Below are 19,944 nucleotides of genomic sequence, written 5' to 3' on the forward strand. Positions count from 1 at the left end.
GTTAAAAGCATCACAGCTTATTTTTTCGTTTCGCTGTTCAGCTGGTTTGTCGGTATTTACCACATGACCATTTAAAACCGCTTGGCATACGCCAAGCGGTTTTTTAATGTGCTTCCAGCTGTGTTTCTAACACTTTTTCAATAACCGAAGCTACGCCGTTTTCATCGTTCGTTAATGTAACGTCATCAGCTAGCGCTTTAATTTCTGCGTGCGCATTTGCCATAGCGATTCCTTTTCCAGCCGTTTGCAGCATCGATACGTCGTTAAAGCTGTCTCCAATGGCAATGGTATCGTGAAGAGAGCCGCTGAGCTCTTTTACCACGTATGTTAATGCGTTTCCTTTTGACGCATCTTTGTGTTCGAGTTCAAAGTTATGATCAGCGGAAGAGACAAGCGTCATGTCGTGCTGCTTGCTAAAGTGATCCCAGCCTTTTTTTCGTTTTTCATCATCAAATGAAAAAGCTAATACGTTATAAAGCTCCGCGTTTGTATTTAAAATATCTTCATACGATGCAACAAAGGCAAATCCCGTTTGGCTGTACTGCTTAGCGGCAGCGTGATGAAGTCTTTCTTCGTCCACATTTTTATTGGCGCTTTTTACCCGGTCAATTTCAATAGCCAGCAGCTCTCGGCCTGAGTTTGGCGTATAAATTGCATGCTCTGCAAACACTTCATAATAAAATTCGTTTGCATCCAGCCACTGAAGCGCTTCTTTTACGTGGTGGGCATCAATTGGAACAGAATGTCTGAGCTGTCCGTTCGGGTCATGAATAGTCGCTCCGTTTGCGGCAATCACCCAAAGGTTGGAAAGCTCAGCTTTTTTTAAAATTTCCTGCACGTCGAAATAAGCGCGCCCTGTAGCCACCACGACTTCAACTCCGTGTTTTTGCGCTTTTTTAATTGCTTCTGCATTAATTGTGCTAATTTCACTGCTGCTATTTAAAAGAGTTCCATCTAAGTCTGTAAAAATCATCTTCATAAACTATCTCTCCCTTTAATTATTATTACTTGTTTTTACGTGTTTTATCTTGTTTACCCTACAATAAACGAAAAAACACTGATAATCAAGCGTTTTTTCGTTGTTTTTACAAAAGAAACGAGTATAATAAAGTAAAAAGCAGAAAGAAAACAGGTGAACAAGCAATGTTAAAACAAGAAAGACGCAAACAAATTATGAATTTGCTTGAAAAAGAAGGCCGAATTGTTGCTACGACGCTTAGCCAAACGCTGAATGTTTCAGAAGATACAATCCGCAGAGATCTGCGGGAAATGGACGCGCTTGGTCTGCTGCAGCGCGTACACGGAGGAGCGCTTCCTCGTTCAACGTCTGCGGTTGATTACAAAGAGCGAAAACGTGAATTGATGGATGTTAAGCATTCACTTGCCGTAGCGGCGCTTCCGTTAATTAAAGACGGGCAGGTGCTCTTGATGGACGGAAGTACAACAAATATTCAGCTCGTCAAAGCTTTTCCAAAGAATTTAAACGTTACGGTTATTACAAACAGTCCGTTAATTACCGTTGCATTAGCGGAACATGACTTTGTAGAAGTTGTTTCTCTTGGAGGAACGTTTCGAAAAGAATCGATGGTCACGGTAGGACAAAGCGTGGTTGATACGCTTAAACAAATTCGAGCGGATCTTTGTTTTTTAGGCGTATACGCAATCGATCCTAAAATCGGTATGAGCATTCCTTTGCTTGAAGAAATGCACATTAAAAGCCAAATGATTAAAAGTGCGAGTGAAGTAGCGGCTGTTGTAACAGCAAAAAAACTCAATACGTCTTCAACGTACACGTTCAGCTCAGCAAACTCACTAGATTGGCTCATTACAGAAGAACATGTGAACGAAACCGTGTTAAATGCTTACCGCGAAATCGGCATTGAAGTAATCACAAATAAATAGTAGTGTTAGTAAGGAAGGATATGGTAATGTAGAGTAAAAAGGAGCTTGAGCGATGAGCGAACAAATAGATGTTACGCAGGAATTAGCGAAGCTTCAGCAAAGAGTCGAACACCTAGAGGAAAGAGTGGAAAAAGCAGAGTCTAAGGAAAGTCCTTTGCGGTCATTATGGGAAGCTATACGATCGATTTTAATTGGACTATTGATTGTAGGACCTGTAGCGGCAATTATTTTTGGCGTTTTAGCGGCACTAGCGGAAAAATGAAAAAGCTTGAGACATAACTGAATCAATATAATCTAAAGGCGAACAAATTGGATAAATGATCTAGTATGTTCGCTTGTAACACCGCTGTTGATTTCCGTGCAAGACTTCGCTTTCCGCGGGCGGCTGGTGAGCCTCCTCGCCGCTTTCGCTCCTGCGGGGTCTCACTTAGTCCGCTTTTCCCGCAGGAGTCTTCGTCTTGCTCTCCAATCAACAGCTAGAAGCTGCTACATATATAAACGTTCACTATACTACTAATAATAAAAATCCGAACAAATTTGATTCTCAATCAAGAACCAAACTCGTTCGGATTTTCCTTTGACTAAAATACCTTTTTCCGAGCCTCGTTTTATTATTTTTTTTCTGAATCAGAACGAAACTTCGTACTGACAAAAATGATAATGGCTAACAGAATCACAATTGGCAGCCAAATAATTTCAAATTTATAAACTGGCTCTGCAAGTGCGGCGATAGCAGCGCCAAAGCAGTAAAATACAAGAGACAGCGCGCGAAGAATGGCATCGGTGTTAAACGTTTTGCGGTAGCGAGGGCTGCGCAAACGTGCCGTTACGTCTTCAAAGAAATTAGCAAGCGTCCCCGTTAATACGGTTGTAGAAATTCCGGCTACGCCAAGCTTTCGAGCAGCCGTTGTTTGAAGACCCATTGCTGAGCTTAATAAGAAAATAAATAAATAAGTTACGTGCAAAGAAGGAGAAAACGAAGATAAAAGTGCAAAAACAAGTAAAAGTAATCCTTCTAGTCCAAGCGCAATCGTTACGGCTTTAGGCCAAAATGTTTTTTCTTTGTTTCCAACTAGGATTGCGGCGCCTATAACTCCTACACTAAATCCTCCTAGAGCTGTGAGGGAATGAAAAACAGTTGTTTCAAGAGAGTTTCCGATTGCTAACCCGAGCAGCACGATGTTTCCCGTCATATTTGCGGTAAAGATATGGCCAAGGCTTAAGTAGCCAATTACATCGACAATACCTGCTGTTACGCAAAGAACGAGCAAAATAATGTTTCGATAAGTAAAATTCGTCACGGTAAATCATCCTTTCTTTTTATACCAACTAAACAGTTTACCGTGAAGAAAAAAATCTGTCCAGAGAGTTGTCCTACAAATTTTTAAGCGTGTCCCATCCAAAAGCCACTTCAGACAGAGATGTACCATCAATGATAACGTCAGCGCGATCGATTCTTTTTCCGCCAAGCGCTTCGTAAAATTGACAGGCGCCGTTCTCTTCAAAAGCCCATGTGAGCATCGTATGTATATCTTGGTCTCCCAGCTCTTGCGCTATTTTATGCATAAGCGCTTTTCCAATTCCTTTTCGCTGATGCTCTGTGAGTAAATACATGGCATACAGTTCTCCCGTATAGGAAGGATACTTGTTCGTTCTTTCTTTGCCATAGGAAGCAAAGCCTACGATTTGACCGTTTTCTTCTGCAACGACAACAGAATTTGATTCCAGCTGCTTTTTCCAGATCGGCTTTCGTTTTTCAGCGTTCAATGAATTTAAAAAAGAATCCGGAACAATTCCTTTATAAGTCGATTTCCAGCTCTCTACGTGTACATTTGCAATCCCTGCTTCATCACCGACTCTACCTTGACGTATCATATGACCACCTCGTTTTTTCTATATTTTAACATAATTTTAAGAGTGCCATCCCCGATTTTTCATTTTCTTTGTATATATATAGTAGCTATTTTATATAACAAAGGAGATGACGTAGTGAGTAAATTATTATTAAAAGATCAGCCGTTAATTGTACTGCCGGCGCTTGCAGTGAAAGTAGGAGTGAATGGAGCGCTGTTTCTTCAGCAGCTTCACTACTGGCTTGAAAAAAGCACAAACGTGCAGGACGGATATAAATGGGTGTACAATACAAATCAGCAGTGGCTGCAGCAGTTTCCGTTTTGGTCGCTTTCAACGATTCAACGCATCATTTCAAAGCTTGCAAAAGAAGGGTTAATTATAAAAGGAAAGTACAACCGCTCTAAATTTAACAACACCGTTTGGTACCGGATTGATTACAAAAAATTAGAGAAGCTCCTGCCAAGCGATGAATTTGAAGAGCTCGAAGATGTCAATTTGACAGAAGGGAATCGTCAAATTGAAGCAGCGGAGCCGGTCACAGTGACGGCGTCATTAACAGAGACTACAGCAAAAAATACAAATCACATAAAAAAAGAAGAAGACGCGCATGACGCTTACGTACAAACGTTGGAAGCCGCTTTTATTGCTAGAAGAAACCGAGGGATGTATCCTTCAGCCAGTGATTTAAAGCATATGTACGAAGTCGCAAAAAGCGAAATACCAATAGAAACGGCGCTATCAGGACTGCATGAAGCATTTGATCACTACGTGCCTAAATACAGCGGCGATACCATTCGAGCGTTTGCCTATATCAAACAGCATCTTTTTTATAAGCATTATGTAACATCACAGCGTACGCTAGCGAGTCAACAGACTGAAAAGCCGATTTCCTACGCTAATAAAAAGCGTGTTGTTCGCAAAGAATTGACGCCGGATTGGCTAAGAGAAAATGAAGAGGCAGCGCCTTTAACTCCAGCTTTTAAAGACGATGCTCACTTTGAAGAAGAAAAGAAAAAGCTTGCGGAAAGTCTTCGTGAACTGGAGCAAGAATTAAAAAATAATTGAAAATAACACGGGACTTTTATAAGATAAAAGATAGTAAACCTTTTGAATACGAAAAGTTTACTTGGTAAAAGAAAAGCCGCTTTTAAAGAAGGTGCGCCATAAACATGATAAAATTTTTGTTTTTGCTGTTCATGCCTATAATCTTTGTTTTTTTCGGTTTGTGGCTTATCCAAAATGTGTTGGTAACATTTGTTTGCTTTTACGGCTGGATGTTTATGATTTTATATGCGAATAATAAAATTAACTTTAAGGTAGCGCTTACAAAAAAATCTCTGTATGTGGGAACTCTGAGCGGAGTTCTATGTGCCGCTGTGATAATTGGAAGCAGCCTGCTTTTTTCTGGTAAAATCTTTCATGAAGAAGATATGCAAGCGGTTTTGCAAATATGGGGATTTAGCGGGTGGAAAGTTACCGTTTTAGCCGTCGTTTTGATTTTTATTAATCCTGTTTTAGAAGAAATGTATTGGCGGATGTATATACAAAATAAAGTGAAAAAGCATGTTTCTGTACTTGCTTCAATCATTGTTACATCAAGCTTTTATACGCTTTATCACGTATTCATTATCCTCCCTGTTTTCGTATTTCCGTTTAATGTGATCTCGGTAATAGGCGTCTTTTCAGCAGGTATGATGTGGGCGTATATAAGAGAGCGATATGGCATCAAAGGGTCCATCATCAGCCATGCGCTAGCGGATGCGGCGATTATGATTGTATACGGATTATATGTAAGATAAAGGTAATATATCAAAAAACCATGAATCGCTATTCATTTATAACTTGTTTTCATGGTATAATAACAATAATAGTAAAATTTTATCAACACATTTGAATTGAAATAATGTATACTTGTAATACAAAGATTGAAGCGTTTACATAAATCGGAATGCACACAGTTATACTGGAGCCGATGAACACTATAAAAAAGAGAGAGAGATAATTACTTGGAGGAGGAATAGAAGTATGTTTGTACCTATTGAGCGTAAAAAAGTGTCTAGTCAAGTGCTTGATCAATTAAAAAAGATGATTAAAGAGAAAACGTTCCCGCCAGAGTCTCGTTTACCGTCGGAACATGAACTGTCAAAAATGTTTGGAGTGAGCCGCGCACCAATTCGTGAAGCGCTAAGCGTTCTTTCTGCCAGTGGTTTGATTGAATCACGACAAGGCGGAGGAAGCTACGTAAAGCGTGTAAACTTAGTGGGCATGCTTGATCCAATGACGTTTGAAATGGTTGAAGCAGATCAGGTTCTTGAATTAATTGAAATGCGTATTATCATTGAGTCGCAGGCAGCAAGCTTAGCCGCGCTGCGCCGTACAGATGAAGAGTTGATTGAAATTAAAGAATCGTTAGAAGCATTTAAAAAGACGGTTCACAACAGTGAAGAAATTGGACATGAAGCGGACTATCGTTTTCACCATGATATCGTGAAAGCAGCTCATAATTCATTCCTTCTTCATGCCGTAGAAGATTTAGGCCATTTGTATCGAAAAGCGCTTGCTTATTCGTTAAATAAAAGCCAAAAAGAAAATCGCAAGCAAACCGATGCCGACCATGAGCGTATTTTTGAAGCGATTAAAAATGGAGACCCAGAAGAAGCAGCAGAAGCGGTTCGTGATCACTTGGAGCACGTTCGCCAAAAAGTAATGGTATCTCAATAATAAAAAACGATAGCCCCTGTGGCTATCGTTTTTTATTATTTCGTTCATGTAAGGAAATAAAACGTGTTAAAAACGAAAATTTACGCTTAAGCCGGTGCGAATGTGCCGGCTTTTTTGTGTGTGAATGGAGAAAATATTTAATTATACTCTTTAATAATCAGAAAATACAGTATTGTTAATAATTTTACGACGTGGTATTTTATTAACAAATGTTACTTTTATTTACATATTAATGTTAGTAAATGTAACATTAAGAGGAAGAGGAGGGATAAGATGCTTTCATCAAGCGTCGGGTATTTGATTTTACTGATTTTTGGAGGAGGCTTTACAGCCGTCACAATCATGATGCAGCGCCGTCAAGGAAAGGAAATGACGGCTGAGCAGTTTAGTACAGCCGGAAGAAATGTAGGCGTTGGGCTGGCGAGTGCATCCATTATTGCTGCATGGACATGGGCCGCTACGTTAATGATGTCTTCTTCCACAGGCTATCAGTACGGAATTAGCGGACCGTATTGGTACGCAGCGGGAGCAAGCATTCAAATTTTGCTGTTTGCCATTGTGGCGATTAACCTGAAGAAAAAAGCACCGAACGCTCATACGTTTTTAGAATTTATTGCACAGCGCTTCGATGTGAAAAATCATCGTTTAATGCTTGGTTTTGCGCTTATGACAAATATTATTGTGACCGCCATGGTTATTTTAGGAGGAGCCATTGCTTTAAACTCTCTTACCGGAATGAATATTTTTGTTGCCGCTTTTTTAATTCCTCTTACGTTTACAATCTACACCATGATTGGCGGTTTAAAAGCCTCATTTGTTGCTGATTATTTTAACACCGTTTTTATTTTCGTTATTTTATTTATTTTTGCTGCTGCCGTCTATTATAAGTTCGGCGTAACAAGCGTGTACGAAGGGTTGAAAAATCTGCCTCAGTCACAGCATATGCTTACGATGGCATCGGTGCCGGGGCTTTTGTTTGGAATGATTAATATTATCGGGAACTTTGGTACGGTCTTTGTGGATCAAGCTTACTGGCAGCGTGCTATTGCAAGTAAAAACAGCGCTGCTTCAAAAGCGTATATTTACGGCGGAATTGCCTGGTTTTCGATTCCATTTGCGGTTGCCACTTTCCTTGGCGTAAGCGCGGCTGGTCTTGGAATTGCCGTTGATTCACCAGATTCCATTGCACCGGTTATGGCGTCACACGTGCTGGGAAATCTAGGTTCTATTTTGTTTTTAACGATGCTGTTTATGGCAGTAATGTCGACAGGAGCAGCTGAATTAACCGCGATTACCAATATTATCGTAACGGACATTTACCTGCGTTCTATCAACCCGAAAGCAAGCAGTAAAAAAATCTTAAGCACGTCGCGAAAAGTGACGCTTGGCTTCGGGCTGGCGATGGGCGTGTTGTCCATTTTACTGTTTTACTTAGGAATTAGCCTTGGGTTTGTGTATATGGCCATGGGTATTTTCGTCAGCGGAGCCGTTATTCCCGTTACGCTTGGACTGATGTGGAAAAAAGCGACGAACACAGGTGCATTCTATGGTGCGCTGTTAGGAATGATCGGAGGCGTTGTCGCATGGAACACATCTGCTTACTTGATTAACGGTCACATTAACGTAGAAGCCCTTGGCGGACTGTATCCAATGCTTATTGGAAATTCTACCGTTTTTATCATCAGCGGGGTCATATCGATTGGACACGGCTTACTTGCTAAAAAAGAATTTGACTTTGATGAACTAAAAGATAAATTTAAAAGCTTTGATGAACACGGAGATGAACCATTAAGGGAGGAAGTGGCGTATGGATCCACAACAACAGTTAAATAAAGACGCAAAGCTATGTACGCGCTGGGCGCTGGGACTTACATTCTTATTTGTCCTCTTGTTTCCAGGCGTGATGTTTTTAACGGGCTATCAATACACGCTTTCCTTTTTTAAAGGCTGGACGTATCTTGCGTTTGGCTGGCTGATTATCGCAGGGATTTGTATTATTGTGGGGCCTGTGGTGGAGTTTGTGAGGGAGAAGAAGGATAGAGATACAGTTTAATTTGTCAAAACGATACGAATTTCAAATGTGTTAGTTATAAAAAAAATCACAAATCATATTCTAGTGAATATGGTTTGTGATTTTTTTGTAAAGATATTTAAAGTTATGTTAATTTTTGGTAAGGTAGACTTAACTCTATAAAACTACATTATGGGTTTAAATGGGATTATCCTGTTTTATTTGATTGTCTTTGACATAAATGAAAGGAGGTGAAGTGATTGCACATCGTCTCTTTAGAAAAAGCATGTTATGCAGAACTTCAAACAGTAGGTTCAAAAGCCTACAATCTCTCAAAAATGATTCAGCACGTTTCTCATATCCCTAAAGGATTTGTTTTAACATCTCACGCGTTGCTTTCATTTTTAACGTTTAACCAAATAGAAATAAAAGCAGAAGATAGCAGCGTCATAGAAAAGAAGATTCAAAGCGGCACCTTTCCTTTAGCTTTGCAAAAAGAAATTGTTTCTTCGTATGCCAATATTCAGGATGCTGGTGTAAAAGCCGTAGCCGTAAGGTCTTCTTCCGCACTTGAAGATTTGGAGAATGCGTCTTTTGCCGGACAGTATGAAACGATATTAAATGTAAGAAACAGAGAAGAACTTTTGACAAGTATAAAAAGATGCTGGGCTTCTTATTTTTCATCCATGGTTCAAGCGTATGCCGAAGATAAAGAAATTTCGCTTTCTAATCCCCAGATGGGTGTCCTTGTACAAGGAATGGTTGAAGCCGATGTATCCGGTGTGATTTTTAGCGTAAACCCTATTACAGAAAGTGAAGATGAAGTGGTCATTAACGTGGCGTACGGCTTAGGAGAGGGAATCGTATCAGGGGGTGTTACGCCGGATTTATTTATTATTCATAAACAGACAAAGAATATAATGAAAGAACTAGGATTAAAAGAGTATAAGCTAGTGTCAGGTTTTACAGGAATAACAAAAGCTGTGACAACGGATAAAGAAAAAAAAGAATTTTCTATATCAGATGAAACAGCATTACAATTGCTTCATTTGACGAATCAAGTAGAGCAGTATTGTCAGTATGCTGTAGACGTTGAATTTGCTATAAAAAATGAACATATTTATTTGCTTCAAGTAAGACCAGTTACCGCATAATGAAAAGGAAAGGGGAAATCAAATGAACGTGTTATCTGCATTTCAAAACGACTTATTTTTAAGTGAGGAAGAAAAACAAACGGGGTTTTGGGTACAAGACAACTTACATATTGCGCATGCATTGAGTCCTCTATACGCCTCTTTTCAGCTTCCGGCAATGACTTATGGAACAAAGCATGGTTTTGAAACGTTAAAACTGCCCATCTATCAATTTGTAGTGAAATTAGCCGATGGAAAAATGTACCAGCAAAATATCCCGTTTCCCGGTGACGTAAACGATCGCTTAAAAGAGCATCAGGAAGCAGTTAAGCCGCTGTTACCTCGACTTAAACCTAGATTATACGAGTACGTTGATGAGGTATTTTTACCTTTTTATACGGAAGTCAAAAGAAATGCAGAACGTTCTTTATCTTTAAAAGAAGCAGAAGAAAAAGTAAAAGAGCTGCATGATTTTTATAAAAAAGCTTGGCAGCTTCACTTTGAAATCGTCATGCCGAGAAATGATTTAGGAATGGTTTTAGAAGAGCTATATGGAAACTTGACCGGAGACACGAATACGGCTTATGTATATGATTTGCTGGAAGGCGTGATGAACAAGTCACTTGAAAGTGATCAAGCACTGTGGGAACTAACTGACACGGTAAAGCATTCCGGCCCGTTAAAACAAGCTTTTACCGAGCAGAAGTCAGAAGAAATAGAAGCAAATCTATTAGGCACGGCTGAAGGCAGAGAATTTTTAAAGAATCTGCAAAGCTTTTTGAATGAGTATGGCTATCGTTCCGCAAATTCGCACGAGTTTATTGATGAGACGTGGGTAGAGAATCCTTTACATGCGCTATCAATTATTGCTGGCTATGTGCGTAAAGATTACGACTTCAAGAAAAATTATGAAGACGTCGTAAAAAAGAGAGAAGAAAGCTATCGTGATGTACTCGCAAAAATGCCGGAGTGCGAAGAAAAAGAACAGTTTAAGCTGTTTTATGGATGGGCTTTGGAGGCATGGGGGTTGGATGAAGATCATCATTTTTATATCGATGCGATGCTGCCTGCTACAGCGAGACTGTTTTTGCTAAATGTCGGAACTCTTTTAGCTGACCACCAAGTGATTCATCAGCCTGAAGATATTTTTCATTTTTATTACGATGAATTGCTGGAAGTATTAAAAAAACCCGTGGCATCTCATGAACTTATCGACAATAGAAAGCAGGAGTTTGAAGAAAATCGTCATAAAAAAACGCCTCCTGCTTATGGAACGCCTCCTCAAACAGGAGAAGATCCTTTATTGGAGCGGGTATTCGGAAAAATGGGGCCTCCAGAAGTAGATGAAACGCAAAAAATCTTTAAAGGAAGTGCCGCTTCAAGAGGTGTTTATACGGGAGTGGTAAAAATCATTTCAGATCCAAGTCAATTTTCTAAGCTTGAACAAGGAGATATTCTTGTATGTGAAACAACAGCACCCGCTTGGACCACGTTATTTTCGCTTGCTGGCGCAATTGTAACCAATGCAGGAGGAATTTTATCTCATGCAGGAACAGTGGCTCGTGAATATAAACTCCCAGCGGTTCTTGGCACAAAAGTAGCCGTGGATCTACTAAAAGACGGAGATGTTATTACCGTAGACGGAACCAACGGAGTGGTGACGATTGAACAGCAGTAAGCCGTTTTTGATTATCTTTTCTATTTTAACGGGAACTTTTTTAATTCCCGTTAATTCCACTATGATTGCGGTAGGCTTGCCGTCTATTGCCAAAGCACTTCATCTTTCCATCGTACATGTATCAGTAGTGGTAACGATCTATTTAATTGTGATGGCAGTTGCTCAGCCCATTGCGGGGAAACTTGGTGATTTATATGGAAACAAGAACATGTTTGTAGCTGGAATGATTATTTTTCTAATAGGATCTGCCGCCTGTGTGTTTTCATATAACTTACTTTCGCTCACAGTCTTTCGAACGCTGCAAGCATTGGGAGGTGCATTAGCCACGCCTAACGCAACAGCCATTATGAGACACAGTTTACCAAAAGAAAAGCTTGGAAGAACGCTTGGGTTATTTGGATTATCAATGGGGCTAGGCGCAGCTGTAGGGCCTGTATTAGGTGCTTTTTTAATTAAGTATCTTGGGTGGACGTCGATTTTTTGGTTTAACGTTCCTTTTGCTGTGCTGTCGTTAATTTTTTCATCTATATACGTGCCGTCTACCATAAAACAAAAAGCAAAAACGCTGGATATAGGGGGCGCTTTATTGCTTGGAGTAAGCATGACGAGCTTTACGCTAATGCTGACGCACCGTGATTTGTTTAATGCTTGGACTATTTTTATATGCATAGCGTCTATCGTTCTTTTTATTGTGCAAGAACGCAAAGTCAAAGAGCCGCTGATTGATTTTAAGCTTTTTAAGGTTCGTCCTTTTTTTTCTTCAAATCTTTCTATTCTATGCAGTAATTTTATGATGTATAGTACCATTTTGTTTGTTCCGCTTTTGCTAGAGAAGCAGTATGATATTCGGTTAATTGGTTTGCTTCTTTTCTTTTTTTCGTTAGCCATGTCTATTTCTTCGTGGCTAGGAGGATTGTTAGCAGAAAAGGTAGGGAAAGAACATCCGATCCGATTATCGTTTCTTATTTCACTGCTTGCGGCGATGCTTTATTTCCACTTAGCGAATGCATCCATTTCTTATACAATTGTATCTTTATTAGTAGGAGGAGTGGGAGCAGGAATCGGTGTTTCATCTATGCAGGCTATGAATATTCAGTCTGTCAAAAAGGAGCAATCAGGCAGTGCATCGGGCATTTATTCCACTTTTCGTTATATTGGAGGAATGTTAGCGTCAGCTGCGGTGAGCTTGTTAGTAGGTACTACCGGTTTATTGGTGACTCTATGTATAGCTGGAATAGCAGGTTTCCTTGTGTCGTTAGTTGGAAAAGAAAAAGAAAAGCAAGTTTCCTTGTCCAAAGACGCTTTTAAATAAAAAAAGAATAGCCAGCGGAGAAGCAGATATTCGTTTTATTGCGCGTGCTGAAAATGATGATGTGCTTGTCCAAAGGCTATTCTATTTTTAAGTGATCGCTCTTTTTTCAATTTTACACACCCACCGGTAATACTGCACCACCATCCAAAACAACAGCGGATTTAGCAGAAGCGAATACCACCACGTCCACCATCCGTAGTGAAAATAACCCCATGGAGCAGGGAGAAGGGCCACTACTTCATAAAGTAAAACAGCAACCGACCAAAGTAAAATGTAGGCGGCTTTTTTTGTGAGTTTCCCGGCAAAAGGATAGTAGGTAAGAAAAAGCATGTTCACAGGCGGAATGAGAACAGTATAGGCAAAAATACCTTGCCAGTCTGTTTCTTGTGTAAAATACCAGTAGCCGTGAAATTTGAAATTAATAAAGACGTCAAAGATGTGCTGAGCAGCAATGGTGAACATCCAAATGTGTACAATTTGATTTGCTGTGAAGCGCTTGTTTGTTTTAAAAGCAAGAACGTTAAATAATAAAATAGAAAGAATTAATCCAATCATATTGGTTCTCCTTTTGGCTTCTTGACTATATTGTATAATTTTAGGAGATTAAATCCAATAGAGAAATGGACATACTACGAATTTTCTGCGGTATTTTTCACAGTAACGGACTGTACTTTTTTTCGATTTCTTAAAAATGCGATCACGAGTAAAAGAGCAGGAATGACAATTTGAAACGGAAGATGTAAAGTGAACGGAATGATGTTCAGCCTTTCATATATATGTTCGAAATAGTTTTGAGCAAGAGACAATGAATAAAACAAAATGACCAAGCCGATTGGAAATACAAGCGGTGACGGGTGTTTAATTTTAAACACGTGAGAAAGGCCCAGCACAGTGGCGTAGAAAAACAGACCAATTTTAAAGAAGCCGCCAGTGATTAAAGGCAGCATGAAAAGTGGCGTATGGGGCTAGACGAGGGTGAGAAGCATTGCGCCGAGATCACGCAGCACTCGCGCGGCTCCGTTCGCAAAATATAATACATAAAGAAAATCAAGTATGCGCTTTTTAACGTGGAGCATATGCATCATGTAAGTAAAGAGTTGGAAAATAAATAGGGATATTTTGTTAAAAAAATAAGTGCGTTAGCCGAAGATATAAGAGAAAAGTGCGTAAAAGGAGAGAGCGCGTTGGATTTATTTGAAGTTATATTGAGTATCCATATTGGACTCGGAATGATTTGTTTGCTTTCAGGAATGGTGTCCATGCTAGCGGCTAAGAAAAAAGGACGGCATACAAGATGGGGAGAAGTGTACCACGGTGCTTACGCAGCCCTAGCTGCTACAGCTATCATGTTAGCGATTTGGAAATGGAATGAAATTGCTTATTTATTTTATATTGCGGTGTTTTCATACGGATTAGCGATTTATGGCTACTTAGCACGCAAGCAAAAATGGAAAAGCTGGCTTCAGCATCATATTCGCGGTATGCTGGGATCTTATATCGGAGCGGTTACCGCGCTGCTTGTGAATATTGGAGACAGTATTCCGCTGTTAAATATGCTTCCTTCTCTTTTTTATTGGTTTTTGCCTACGATTATTGGCAGTCCGCTTATTTACATAGTCGGAAGACGCTATAGAAAAAATACTTCTGTTTCTAAAAAAATATCATACTAACCAAAAAAGCCTTTTACCGCAAAAAGGCTTTTTTCTATGGCGAACATTTGTGCTATGATAGAGAAGCAAGGAGGATGCAGCATGAAAGAAAATCATCAGTTTACGATACATACGAACAAAGAAAAGCTTGATATAGATGTTATCTACTCGTACCTTCATCATGAATCATACTGGGCAAAAGGAATTCCGCTTCACCTTGTTCAAACGTCTATTGAACACTCCGTTTGTTTTGGCGTGTATGATGAGTGTGATAAACAAGTAGGGTTTGGACGGATTATTTCCGATTTTGCGACGTTTGCTTATTTGGCGGATGTGTTTATTCTTCCGCACGCGCGAGGCAACGGCCTTGGAAAAGCATTGGTACAAGAAATGATTCGCTATCAGCCGATTCAACACGTACGAAAAATTTTATTGGCAACAAAAGATGCTCACGGTTTGTACAGTCAGTACGGATTTAAAGAAGTTAAAAATAAGCAACTGTTTATGCAAATTTTTAAAAAAGGCATGTACGAGCGGGCGCTTTATTCGGAAGAAAATAAAATACTACCTGGAAAAGAGGGATAGGTATGGCTGAAGAGTTACGTAAAAGCGTATTTAATGAAGAGTTGATTACCTACTTGAGCGACGCTTTTTCACGTGAAAGGAGTTCATTTGATCAAAAAGCATTTCATGAGCTGGTTTTTCAACAGGACTGGGAAGACTTAGGGCTGAAAGAGCGCATGAGAAGAATTACGCTTTCCATGCATGAAGTGCTGCCGGCGGATTATGAAGAAGCACTTCATATTTTATATAAAGCAGCTCCAACGGTAGGAGGGCTTCAAGGCACGATTTTTCCAGATTACGTGGAACTATACGGATTAAACGCTTGGGAAGCTTCCATAAAAGCACTCGCGTTTTTTACGCCGTTTTCCACATCAGAATTTGCGGTGCGTCCGTTTTTAATTCAAGATACAAATCGAATGCTTGCGCAAATGATTGAGTGGGCGGGAGATGAAAATCATCATATTCGCCGATTAGCAAGCGAAGGGAGTCGTCCTAGACTTCCATGGGGGCAATCAGTACCTGCGTTAAAGCAGGAGCCGAAGCAAACGCTGCCGATTTTAGAACAGTTAAAATGCGATGAATCGCTATATGTCCGCAAAAGCGTAGCCAATCATTTAAATGATATTTCTTACATAGAGAAAGACTGGATGCTTGATGTGATAAAAAGCTGGTACGGAAAAGACGCTAAAACCGACTGGATTGTTAAACATGCGTGCCGTTCACTGCTGAAAAAAGGAGATCCTGAAGCCCTTTCTCTTTTTGGCTATGGAGATGACCCAGGCGTAATTGTCACAGGCCTTGGCTTACATCCCCATACGATTACAATCGGTGATAGCATCGACTTTTCATTTGAACTATCCGTGGAAAAAAACATGCCGCTTCGCATAGAGTACGGAATTCATTACGTAAAAGCAAAAGGAAACCGCACTCAAAAAGTCTTTATGCTGAAAAATGTTCAAGCAAAAGCAGGCCAAACGCTTACAGTCACAAAAAAGCATGCGTTTAAAGATTTAAGTACACGAAAACATTACAGCGGTACGCATTCGCTTTCTGTTATTGTAAACGGAGTGGTAAAAGCAGAAGCGGATTTTGTGATCGAGTAGCTCTTTCCTGATGGAGAGAGTTTTTTTATATTTCTATGGAAGGAAGCTCTTGCAAAGCATAAAGAAGGTGATGAAACTTAAGTCGATAGGTTGCTGCCGCTTTACTTATCTGCAAAATTGTTCATAAAACATCCATTTAAATTCCTTTTATGGTATATTAATCCTTAAGGAGTGGTAAAGTGAAGAAGTTTATTATGGGCATATCGAGTGCTTTATTAGCAGTATCATTGGTAGCGTGCTCAAACTCTGCTAGCAAAGAAGAGGACGGCTATAGCATTCAAAAAGTGAAAGTTAAGATAACGGATGATTCGAATCTAATTGGAAAAATCGGTATAGAAGATGATAAAGGAAAAATGGTCGACGTAAAACCAAAAGCGCTCTATTATGAATTTAAAATGAAACAGCAGGGCCAGCATAAATTCTATCAAAATGATAAAGACGAAATAGAAGCTAAAATTATACCGAATGAAGATTTAAAGAAAGCATCTATCAATACGGTAGGCGTTAACGTATTTGATGAGAAGCATGATCAATTCGGCACAGGTATGGGAATTGAAGAGTTTAACTATATGAAAAAAGGAAAAGTCGATGTGCACTACGACCTGGGAGCGACTGTTAAAAACAAAGAAATGCCTCTGGTTCCTTCCAATCAGAAATTAAAAGAGCTCCAAGAGGCTGCGAGGCATGGAAAGCTCGTCATCACAAGAAATAACAAAGAAATTGGTCGATATGATTTAGAAACGCTAGAATCTGTAAAGAAATGATTAATAGCTGCATGGAGTATGTGCAGCTAAATTACGGATAGTGCGGGCTCAATGAAGGGCTAAAGTTTATAGCAGTTCATACATAAAAGAGAGGCTGGGCCAAATGTATTTTAGCCGTAGTGGAAAATGAACCATTGATTAACATGTTTGAAGAGTGGTTTGTTTTTTTCTTATGGTGAATATAGTTTGGTGTGTTTCGTTTCTTCTAGTAGTTGATTGGAGGGCAAAGCGAAGACTCCTGCGGGAAAAGCGGGACAGGTGAGACCCCGCAGGAGCGCAAGCGACAAGGAGGCTCATCGGCCGCCCGCGGAAAGCGAAGCCTTGCACGGAAATTAACAGCGGTCGAACAAGAGGTCAGAATTGTTAATCCAGATTATTTGTCTTCAGGTTGAATTAATTTTGTTATGTCTCAATCCTTTTTTATATAAATACACTCATTTGATACACCAAATTAGTCAAAAAGGTTCAGCGCCCCTATCTTGAAGTTATTTCCTTAAACGGTATAATTATTTATGTAACATTTTAAATATTTAAAAAATTTAAAATGTCTAATCAAGGGGATGGGGAGGAGTAAATGTATGAAAAAAACTGTAAAACGAACAGCGGTGCCGGCGATTTTGTCGATTGGATTATTGCTGTCGCCGCTTGGGGTACAAGCTGATATGCCTTATTACGGAAAAGACTATAGTCAGCCGGAAAACATTAAAGCGCTTTATCCAGAAATAAAGGTGAATGAAGCAACGCCGGCATTTACAAAAGGACAAGACGCATTTACGACGCAAGAAGAAATGATGAGCTATGTTCAAAAGCTTGCTCATAAAAGTCCGTATGTAAAACTGAAGATTATCGGTAAATCACAGCAAGGACGAGACATTCCGGCACTGTACTTTTCAAAGGAAAAGAAATTTGCTGATGGAAAGACATCCAAAAAGCCAACGATTTGGCTTCAAAGTCAAATTCACGGAAATGAACCGGCAAGCGGTGAATCCGTACTCGCCGTTGCGACGCGTTTGACAGAAGACTTTGGAAAAGATGTGTTAAATAAAGTGAACATCGTCATTGTACCGCGCATTAATCCAGACGGATCTTATGCATTCAAGCGTCAGCTAGCGAATAATTTAGATGGAAACCGCGACTACATAAAGCTTGAAAGCCCGGAAGTGCAGAGCGTACGAGCTGAATTTAACCGTTTTTCACCAGAAGTCGTGATTGACGCTCATGAATATACGCCATATAGCAGCGGGCTTAAAAATATCGGTAAAGAAGGCGTGTGGAAGTGTGACGACATTTTACTGCAGTCTGGTCGAAACTTAAATATTCCGCAGAATATTCGAGACGTGTCCGATGAGCTGTTTGTGAACAGTACGCTTACAGCCATTGAAAAGCAAGGGTATTCAGGAGAAGTATACTATACGTCTCAAGTGAATAAACAAGGGCAGCTTGAAGTAGAAGAAGGCTCAGTTGAACCGCGAATCGGCCGAAACTCATTAGGTCTGTATCCGTCGTTTTCATTTTTAGTGGAAAGCAGAGGAATCGGCATTGGCCGAGAAGATTTTCCGCGGCGAGTGAGTGCACAAATTGCTACGCAAGAAAAGCTGATTACGCAAACAGCCGCTCACGCCAAACAAATTAAAGCGCTGATTGCAAAAGAAAAAGCGGCGCTTGTCAAAAAAGGCAAAAATGCAAATGACCATGATCCAATTGTGGTGAACAGTGAAAATAAAAAAATACCAAACTCCACGGTAGAAATGGTTGATGTGGAAAGCGCGTCTGTTAAAGAAATTCCTGTGACGTACTACAGTGCAAAGAAAGCAACGCCGACGCTTGTCCGCGAACGCCCCACTGCTTATCTTTTAAAACCAGGACATGAAGAGTTAGCAGCAAAACTGCAGGGACAAGGCGTAAAAGGCTTCAAGTTAACGAAAGAAACGGCTCTTTCAGTAGAAGCGTATTCGGTCAGCAGCCGCATTGAAAATGAAGCCTACGAAAACAAACCAAATGTAGACGTACAAACAATCGTTAAGCCAAAAACAGTAACGTTTCCAAAAGGAAGCTACGTCTTTTTAACATCTCAGCCGCAAAACAATTTATTGTCTCTATCGCTTGAGCCGGAATCCGTGGACAGCTTCACAACGTTTGGGTATTTGCCTTCAGAAGTAGGACAAGAACTTGATGTTTACCGGTTTACGCGTTCCATTGAAAAATCGCCTTTGCAAAAAGAATCCCGTAAATAATGAAAAAGCGTGGAGCCTGGCTTCACGCTTTTTATATTGAGATTTTTAAGAAGAAACCCATTCTCCGCCGTTTACATGAAGCGTTTGCCCTGTGACAAACCGTGAGTCATCGCTTGCGAGATACACGTAGGTCGGAGCAAGTTCAAACGGTTGTCCCTGGCGTTCCATCGGATTGTCTACTTGCGTTACTTGATCAGCTGAAAAGCTTGCTGGAATGAGAGGTGTCCAAATGCGGCCCGGAGCTACTGCGTTTACGCGAATGCCGTCTTTAATCACACTATTGGAAAGCGCTCGAGTGAAACCAACAATGGCTCCTTTGGTTGCCGTGTAGTCAATTAACTGCTCATAGCCTTTATACGTCACAATTGAAGCGGTATTAATAATTGAGCTGCCGGCTTTTAAATGCGGCAGAGCGGCACGCGTCGTGTAAAAGTGCGAGTAAATATTAACTTTAAACGTATGATCAAACTGCTCATCAGTGATATCTAAAAGACTCATCTGCTGAAACTGAACGCCTACGTTATTGCACAAAATATCAAGCTGACCGAACGCTGCTACCGCTTTTTCGACGATGTCTTTACAGTGCTGTTTGTCCCGCACGTCGCCGGGAAGCAGCACACATTTTTGACTGAGTTCTTCAATCCGTTTTTTCGTACGATTCGCGTCTTCATGTTCATCTAAATAAGCAATCGCAACGTCTGCTCCTTCTTTGGCAAAGGCGATGGCAGCGGCAGCTCCGATTCCGCTGTCACCGCCTGTAATGAGAGCAACTTTCCCTTTTAATTTGCCGCTGCCATTGTAATGCGGATTTTCGATAATGGGGCGCGGAACCATCAAACTTTCTAACCCGGGCTGGCGAAGCTGCCGCTGTTCAGGCACCGTAATCGGAACGTCTTCATAGCGCGTAATTTTTCCGTAATTCGGCTGCATCGGATACCCTTGCTTGTCCTGATAAAATTCATTGTTTGGACACATAAAACAACCTCCTCAAAAAGCATTACTCTTTCACTCTATGACAT

General features: G+C 40.3%; 23 protein-coding genes. 16 read left to right on the forward strand and 7 right to left on the reverse strand.

The features are described from left to right. Positions 1 to 103: 103 nt before the first annotated feature. Positions 104 to 979, reverse strand: a complete 876-nt coding sequence (locus ACOZIR_RS06905) for a Cof-type HAD-IIB family hydrolase (protein ID WP_310877981.1) — start codon at positions 977 to 979, stop codon at positions 104 to 106. A gap of 164 nt (positions 980 to 1,143) precedes the next feature. On the opposite strand from ACOZIR_RS06905, the gene ACOZIR_RS06910 reads away from it, so the two are divergent. Both ACOZIR_RS06910 and ACOZIR_RS06915 read left to right on the forward strand, forming a co-directional pair. Beyond that, positions 1,144 to 1,902 carry a DeoR/GlpR family DNA-binding transcription regulator gene (locus ACOZIR_RS06910; protein WP_310877980.1) on the forward strand — a complete coding sequence of 253 codons (759 nt, stop codon included), beginning with the start codon at positions 1,144 to 1,146 and terminating at the stop codon, positions 1,900 to 1,902. A 52-nt stretch (positions 1,903 to 1,954) separates the two neighbouring features. Continuing rightward, complete coding sequence (locus ACOZIR_RS06915) at positions 1,955 to 2,164, forward strand: hypothetical protein (protein ID WP_045290986.1); 210 nt, start codon at positions 1,955 to 1,957, stop codon at positions 2,162 to 2,164. 22 nt (positions 2,165 to 2,186) lie between these two features. On the opposite strand, the gene ACOZIR_RS06920 is transcribed toward ACOZIR_RS06915, so the two are convergent. From ACOZIR_RS06920 to ACOZIR_RS06930, 3 genes are all read right to left on the reverse strand, one after another. After that, positions 2,187 to 2,375 (reverse strand): hypothetical protein, encoded by a 189-nt coding sequence (locus ACOZIR_RS06920; protein ID WP_080890141.1) that lies wholly within the window; start codon positions 2,373 to 2,375, stop codon positions 2,187 to 2,189. A gap of 138 nt (positions 2,376 to 2,513) precedes the next feature. Beyond that, entirely contained in the window at positions 2,514 to 3,203 is a 690-nt protein-coding gene (locus ACOZIR_RS06925; RefSeq protein WP_045290983.1) for a YoaK family protein, read from the reverse strand. 73 nt (positions 3,204 to 3,276) lie between these two features. Beyond that, positions 3,277 to 3,777, reverse strand: coding sequence for a GNAT family N-acetyltransferase (locus ACOZIR_RS06930; RefSeq protein ID WP_045290981.1), 501 nt, complete (start codon positions 3,775 to 3,777; stop codon positions 3,277 to 3,279). Positions 3,778 to 3,891: 114 nt separating this feature from the next. Here ACOZIR_RS06930 and ACOZIR_RS06935 point away from each other — a divergent pair, with 114 nt between their 5' ends. The 8 genes from ACOZIR_RS06935 to ACOZIR_RS06970 all read left to right on the forward strand — a co-directional run bounded on the left by ACOZIR_RS06935 (position 3,892) and on the right by ACOZIR_RS06970 (position 12,611). Beyond that, positions 3,892 to 4,821, forward strand: coding sequence for a hypothetical protein (locus ACOZIR_RS06935; RefSeq protein WP_045290979.1), 930 nt, complete (start codon positions 3,892 to 3,894; stop codon positions 4,819 to 4,821). Between the two features lie 104 nt (positions 4,822 to 4,925). Continuing rightward, complete coding sequence (locus tag ACOZIR_RS06940; RefSeq protein ID WP_045290977.1) at positions 4,926 to 5,555, forward strand: CPBP family intramembrane glutamic endopeptidase; 630 nt, start codon at positions 4,926 to 4,928, stop codon at positions 5,553 to 5,555. A gap of 226 nt (positions 5,556 to 5,781) precedes the next feature. Continuing rightward, a complete protein-coding gene (locus ACOZIR_RS06945; protein ID WP_016765006.1) occupies positions 5,782 to 6,477 on the forward strand; it encodes a FadR/GntR family transcriptional regulator in 696 nt (231 codons plus the stop codon). 273 nt (positions 6,478 to 6,750) lie between these two features. Then, on the forward strand, positions 6,751 to 8,310 hold the full coding sequence (locus ACOZIR_RS06950; protein WP_045290972.1) for a sodium:solute symporter family protein: 1,560 nt from the start codon (positions 6,751 to 6,753) through the stop codon (positions 8,308 to 8,310). Next, entirely contained in the window at positions 8,285 to 8,530 is a 246-nt protein-coding gene (locus ACOZIR_RS06955) for a hypothetical protein (RefSeq protein WP_034264415.1), read from the forward strand. Before ACOZIR_RS06950 ends, ACOZIR_RS06955 begins: the two co-directional genes overlap by 26 nt. 218 nt (positions 8,531 to 8,748) lie before the next feature. Then, a complete protein-coding gene (locus ACOZIR_RS06960) occupies positions 8,749 to 9,642 on the forward strand; it encodes a PEP/pyruvate-binding domain-containing protein (RefSeq protein WP_045290969.1) in 894 nt (297 codons plus the stop codon). Between the two features lie 22 nt (positions 9,643 to 9,664). Beyond that, complete coding sequence (locus ACOZIR_RS06965) at positions 9,665 to 11,299, forward strand: PEP-utilizing enzyme (RefSeq protein ID WP_045290967.1); 1,635 nt, start codon at positions 9,665 to 9,667, stop codon at positions 11,297 to 11,299. Further along, positions 11,286 to 12,611 carry an MFS transporter gene (locus ACOZIR_RS06970; RefSeq protein WP_237758406.1) on the forward strand — a complete coding sequence of 442 codons (1,326 nt, stop codon included), beginning with the start codon at positions 11,286 to 11,288 and terminating at the stop codon, positions 12,609 to 12,611. Before ACOZIR_RS06965 ends, ACOZIR_RS06970 begins: the two co-directional genes overlap by 14 nt. Before the next feature lie 87 nt (positions 12,612 to 12,698). Here ACOZIR_RS06970 and ACOZIR_RS06975 read toward each other — a convergent pair whose 3' ends face one another. Next, positions 12,699 to 13,166, reverse strand: a complete 468-nt coding sequence (locus tag ACOZIR_RS06975; protein WP_045290965.1) for a hypothetical protein — start codon at positions 13,164 to 13,166, stop codon at positions 12,699 to 12,701. 74 nt (positions 13,167 to 13,240) lie between these two features. Next, positions 13,241 to 13,558, reverse strand: coding sequence for a GerAB/ArcD/ProY family transporter (locus ACOZIR_RS06980; protein ID WP_237758405.1), 318 nt, complete (start codon positions 13,556 to 13,558; stop codon positions 13,241 to 13,243). 237 nt (positions 13,559 to 13,795) lie between these two features. Here ACOZIR_RS06980 and ACOZIR_RS06985 point away from each other — a divergent pair, with 237 nt between their 5' ends. The 6 genes from ACOZIR_RS06985 (at position 13,796) to ACOZIR_RS07010 (ending at position 18,925) form a co-directional block, all read left to right on the forward strand. Then, the gene (locus ACOZIR_RS06985; protein WP_045290963.1) at positions 13,796 to 14,281 is read left to right on the forward strand and encodes a hypothetical protein; all 486 of its coding nucleotides are present in this window, start codon (positions 13,796 to 13,798) and stop codon (positions 14,279 to 14,281) included. A gap of 81 nt (positions 14,282 to 14,362) precedes the next feature. Then, positions 14,363 to 14,845 carry a GNAT family N-acetyltransferase gene (locus ACOZIR_RS06990; RefSeq protein WP_045290960.1) on the forward strand — a complete coding sequence of 161 codons (483 nt, stop codon included), beginning with the start codon at positions 14,363 to 14,365 and terminating at the stop codon, positions 14,843 to 14,845. A 2-nt stretch (positions 14,846 to 14,847) separates the two neighbouring features. After that, positions 14,848 to 15,927 (forward strand): DNA alkylation repair protein, encoded by a 1,080-nt coding sequence (locus ACOZIR_RS06995; RefSeq protein WP_045290958.1) that lies wholly within the window; start codon positions 14,848 to 14,850, stop codon positions 15,925 to 15,927. A gap of 179 nt (positions 15,928 to 16,106) precedes the next feature. Then, positions 16,107 to 16,691 (forward strand): hypothetical protein, encoded by a 585-nt coding sequence (locus tag ACOZIR_RS07000; RefSeq protein ID WP_045290956.1) that lies wholly within the window; start codon positions 16,107 to 16,109, stop codon positions 16,689 to 16,691. 212 nt (positions 16,692 to 16,903) lie between these two features. Further along, positions 16,904 to 17,083 (forward strand): hypothetical protein, encoded by a 180-nt coding sequence (locus ACOZIR_RS07005; protein ID WP_045290954.1) that lies wholly within the window; start codon positions 16,904 to 16,906, stop codon positions 17,081 to 17,083. 186 nt (positions 17,084 to 17,269) lie between these two features. After that, positions 17,270 to 18,925, forward strand: a complete 1,656-nt coding sequence (locus tag ACOZIR_RS07010) for a M14 family metallopeptidase (RefSeq protein ID WP_421535538.1) — start codon at positions 17,270 to 17,272, stop codon at positions 18,923 to 18,925. A gap of 45 nt (positions 18,926 to 18,970) precedes the next feature. On the opposite strand, the gene ACOZIR_RS07015 is transcribed toward ACOZIR_RS07010, so the two are convergent. Then, positions 18,971 to 19,900 carry an SDR family oxidoreductase gene (locus ACOZIR_RS07015; RefSeq protein ID WP_045290950.1) on the reverse strand — a complete coding sequence of 310 codons (930 nt, stop codon included), beginning with the start codon at positions 19,898 to 19,900 and terminating at the stop codon, positions 18,971 to 18,973. Between the last annotated feature and the right edge of the window lie 44 nt (positions 19,901 to 19,944).

Source organism: Priestia sp. D3YE.R1 (assembly GCF_049199565.1).
Taxonomy (GTDB): Bacteria; Bacillota; Bacilli; order Bacillales; family Bacillaceae_H; genus Priestia; species Priestia aryabhattai.

Coding starts and splice junctions, on each gene's coding strand:
- ACOZIR_RS06905 (WP_310877981.1), bottom strand. CDS start 979: ATGAAGATGATTTTTACAGACTTAGATGGAACTCTTTTAAATAGCAGC.
- ACOZIR_RS06910 (WP_310877980.1), top strand. CDS start 1,144: ATGTTAAAACAAGAAAGACGCAAACAAATTATGAATTTGCTTGAAAAA.
- ACOZIR_RS06915 (WP_045290986.1), top strand. CDS start 1,955: ATGAGCGAACAAATAGATGTTACGCAGGAATTAGCGAAGCTTCAGCAA.
- ACOZIR_RS06930 (WP_045290981.1), bottom strand. CDS start 3,777: ATGATACGTCAAGGTAGAGTCGGTGATGAAGCAGGGATTGCAAATGTA.
- ACOZIR_RS06940 (WP_045290977.1), top strand. CDS start 4,926: ATGATAAAATTTTTGTTTTTGCTGTTCATGCCTATAATCTTTGTTTTT.
- ACOZIR_RS06945 (WP_016765006.1), top strand. CDS start 5,782: ATGTTTGTACCTATTGAGCGTAAAAAAGTGTCTAGTCAAGTGCTTGAT.
- ACOZIR_RS06950 (WP_045290972.1), top strand. CDS start 6,751: ATGCTTTCATCAAGCGTCGGGTATTTGATTTTACTGATTTTTGGAGGA.
- ACOZIR_RS06955 (WP_034264415.1), top strand. CDS start 8,285: ATGGATCCACAACAACAGTTAAATAAAGACGCAAAGCTATGTACGCGC.
- ACOZIR_RS06965 (WP_045290967.1), top strand. CDS start 9,665: ATGAACGTGTTATCTGCATTTCAAAACGACTTATTTTTAAGTGAGGAA.
- ACOZIR_RS06975 (WP_045290965.1), bottom strand. CDS start 13,166: ATGATTGGATTAATTCTTTCTATTTTATTATTTAACGTTCTTGCTTTT.
- ACOZIR_RS06980 (WP_237758405.1), bottom strand. CDS start 13,558: ATGCTGCCTTTAATCACTGGCGGCTTCTTTAAAATTGGTCTGTTTTTC.
- ACOZIR_RS06990 (WP_045290960.1), top strand. CDS start 14,363: ATGAAAGAAAATCATCAGTTTACGATACATACGAACAAAGAAAAGCTT.
- ACOZIR_RS06995 (WP_045290958.1), top strand. CDS start 14,848: ATGGCTGAAGAGTTACGTAAAAGCGTATTTAATGAAGAGTTGATTACC.
- ACOZIR_RS07010 (WP_421535538.1), top strand. CDS start 17,270: ATGAAAAAAACTGTAAAACGAACAGCGGTGCCGGCGATTTTGTCGATT.
- ACOZIR_RS07015 (WP_045290950.1), bottom strand. CDS start 19,900: ATGTGTCCAAACAATGAATTTTATCAGGACAAGCAAGGGTATCCGATG.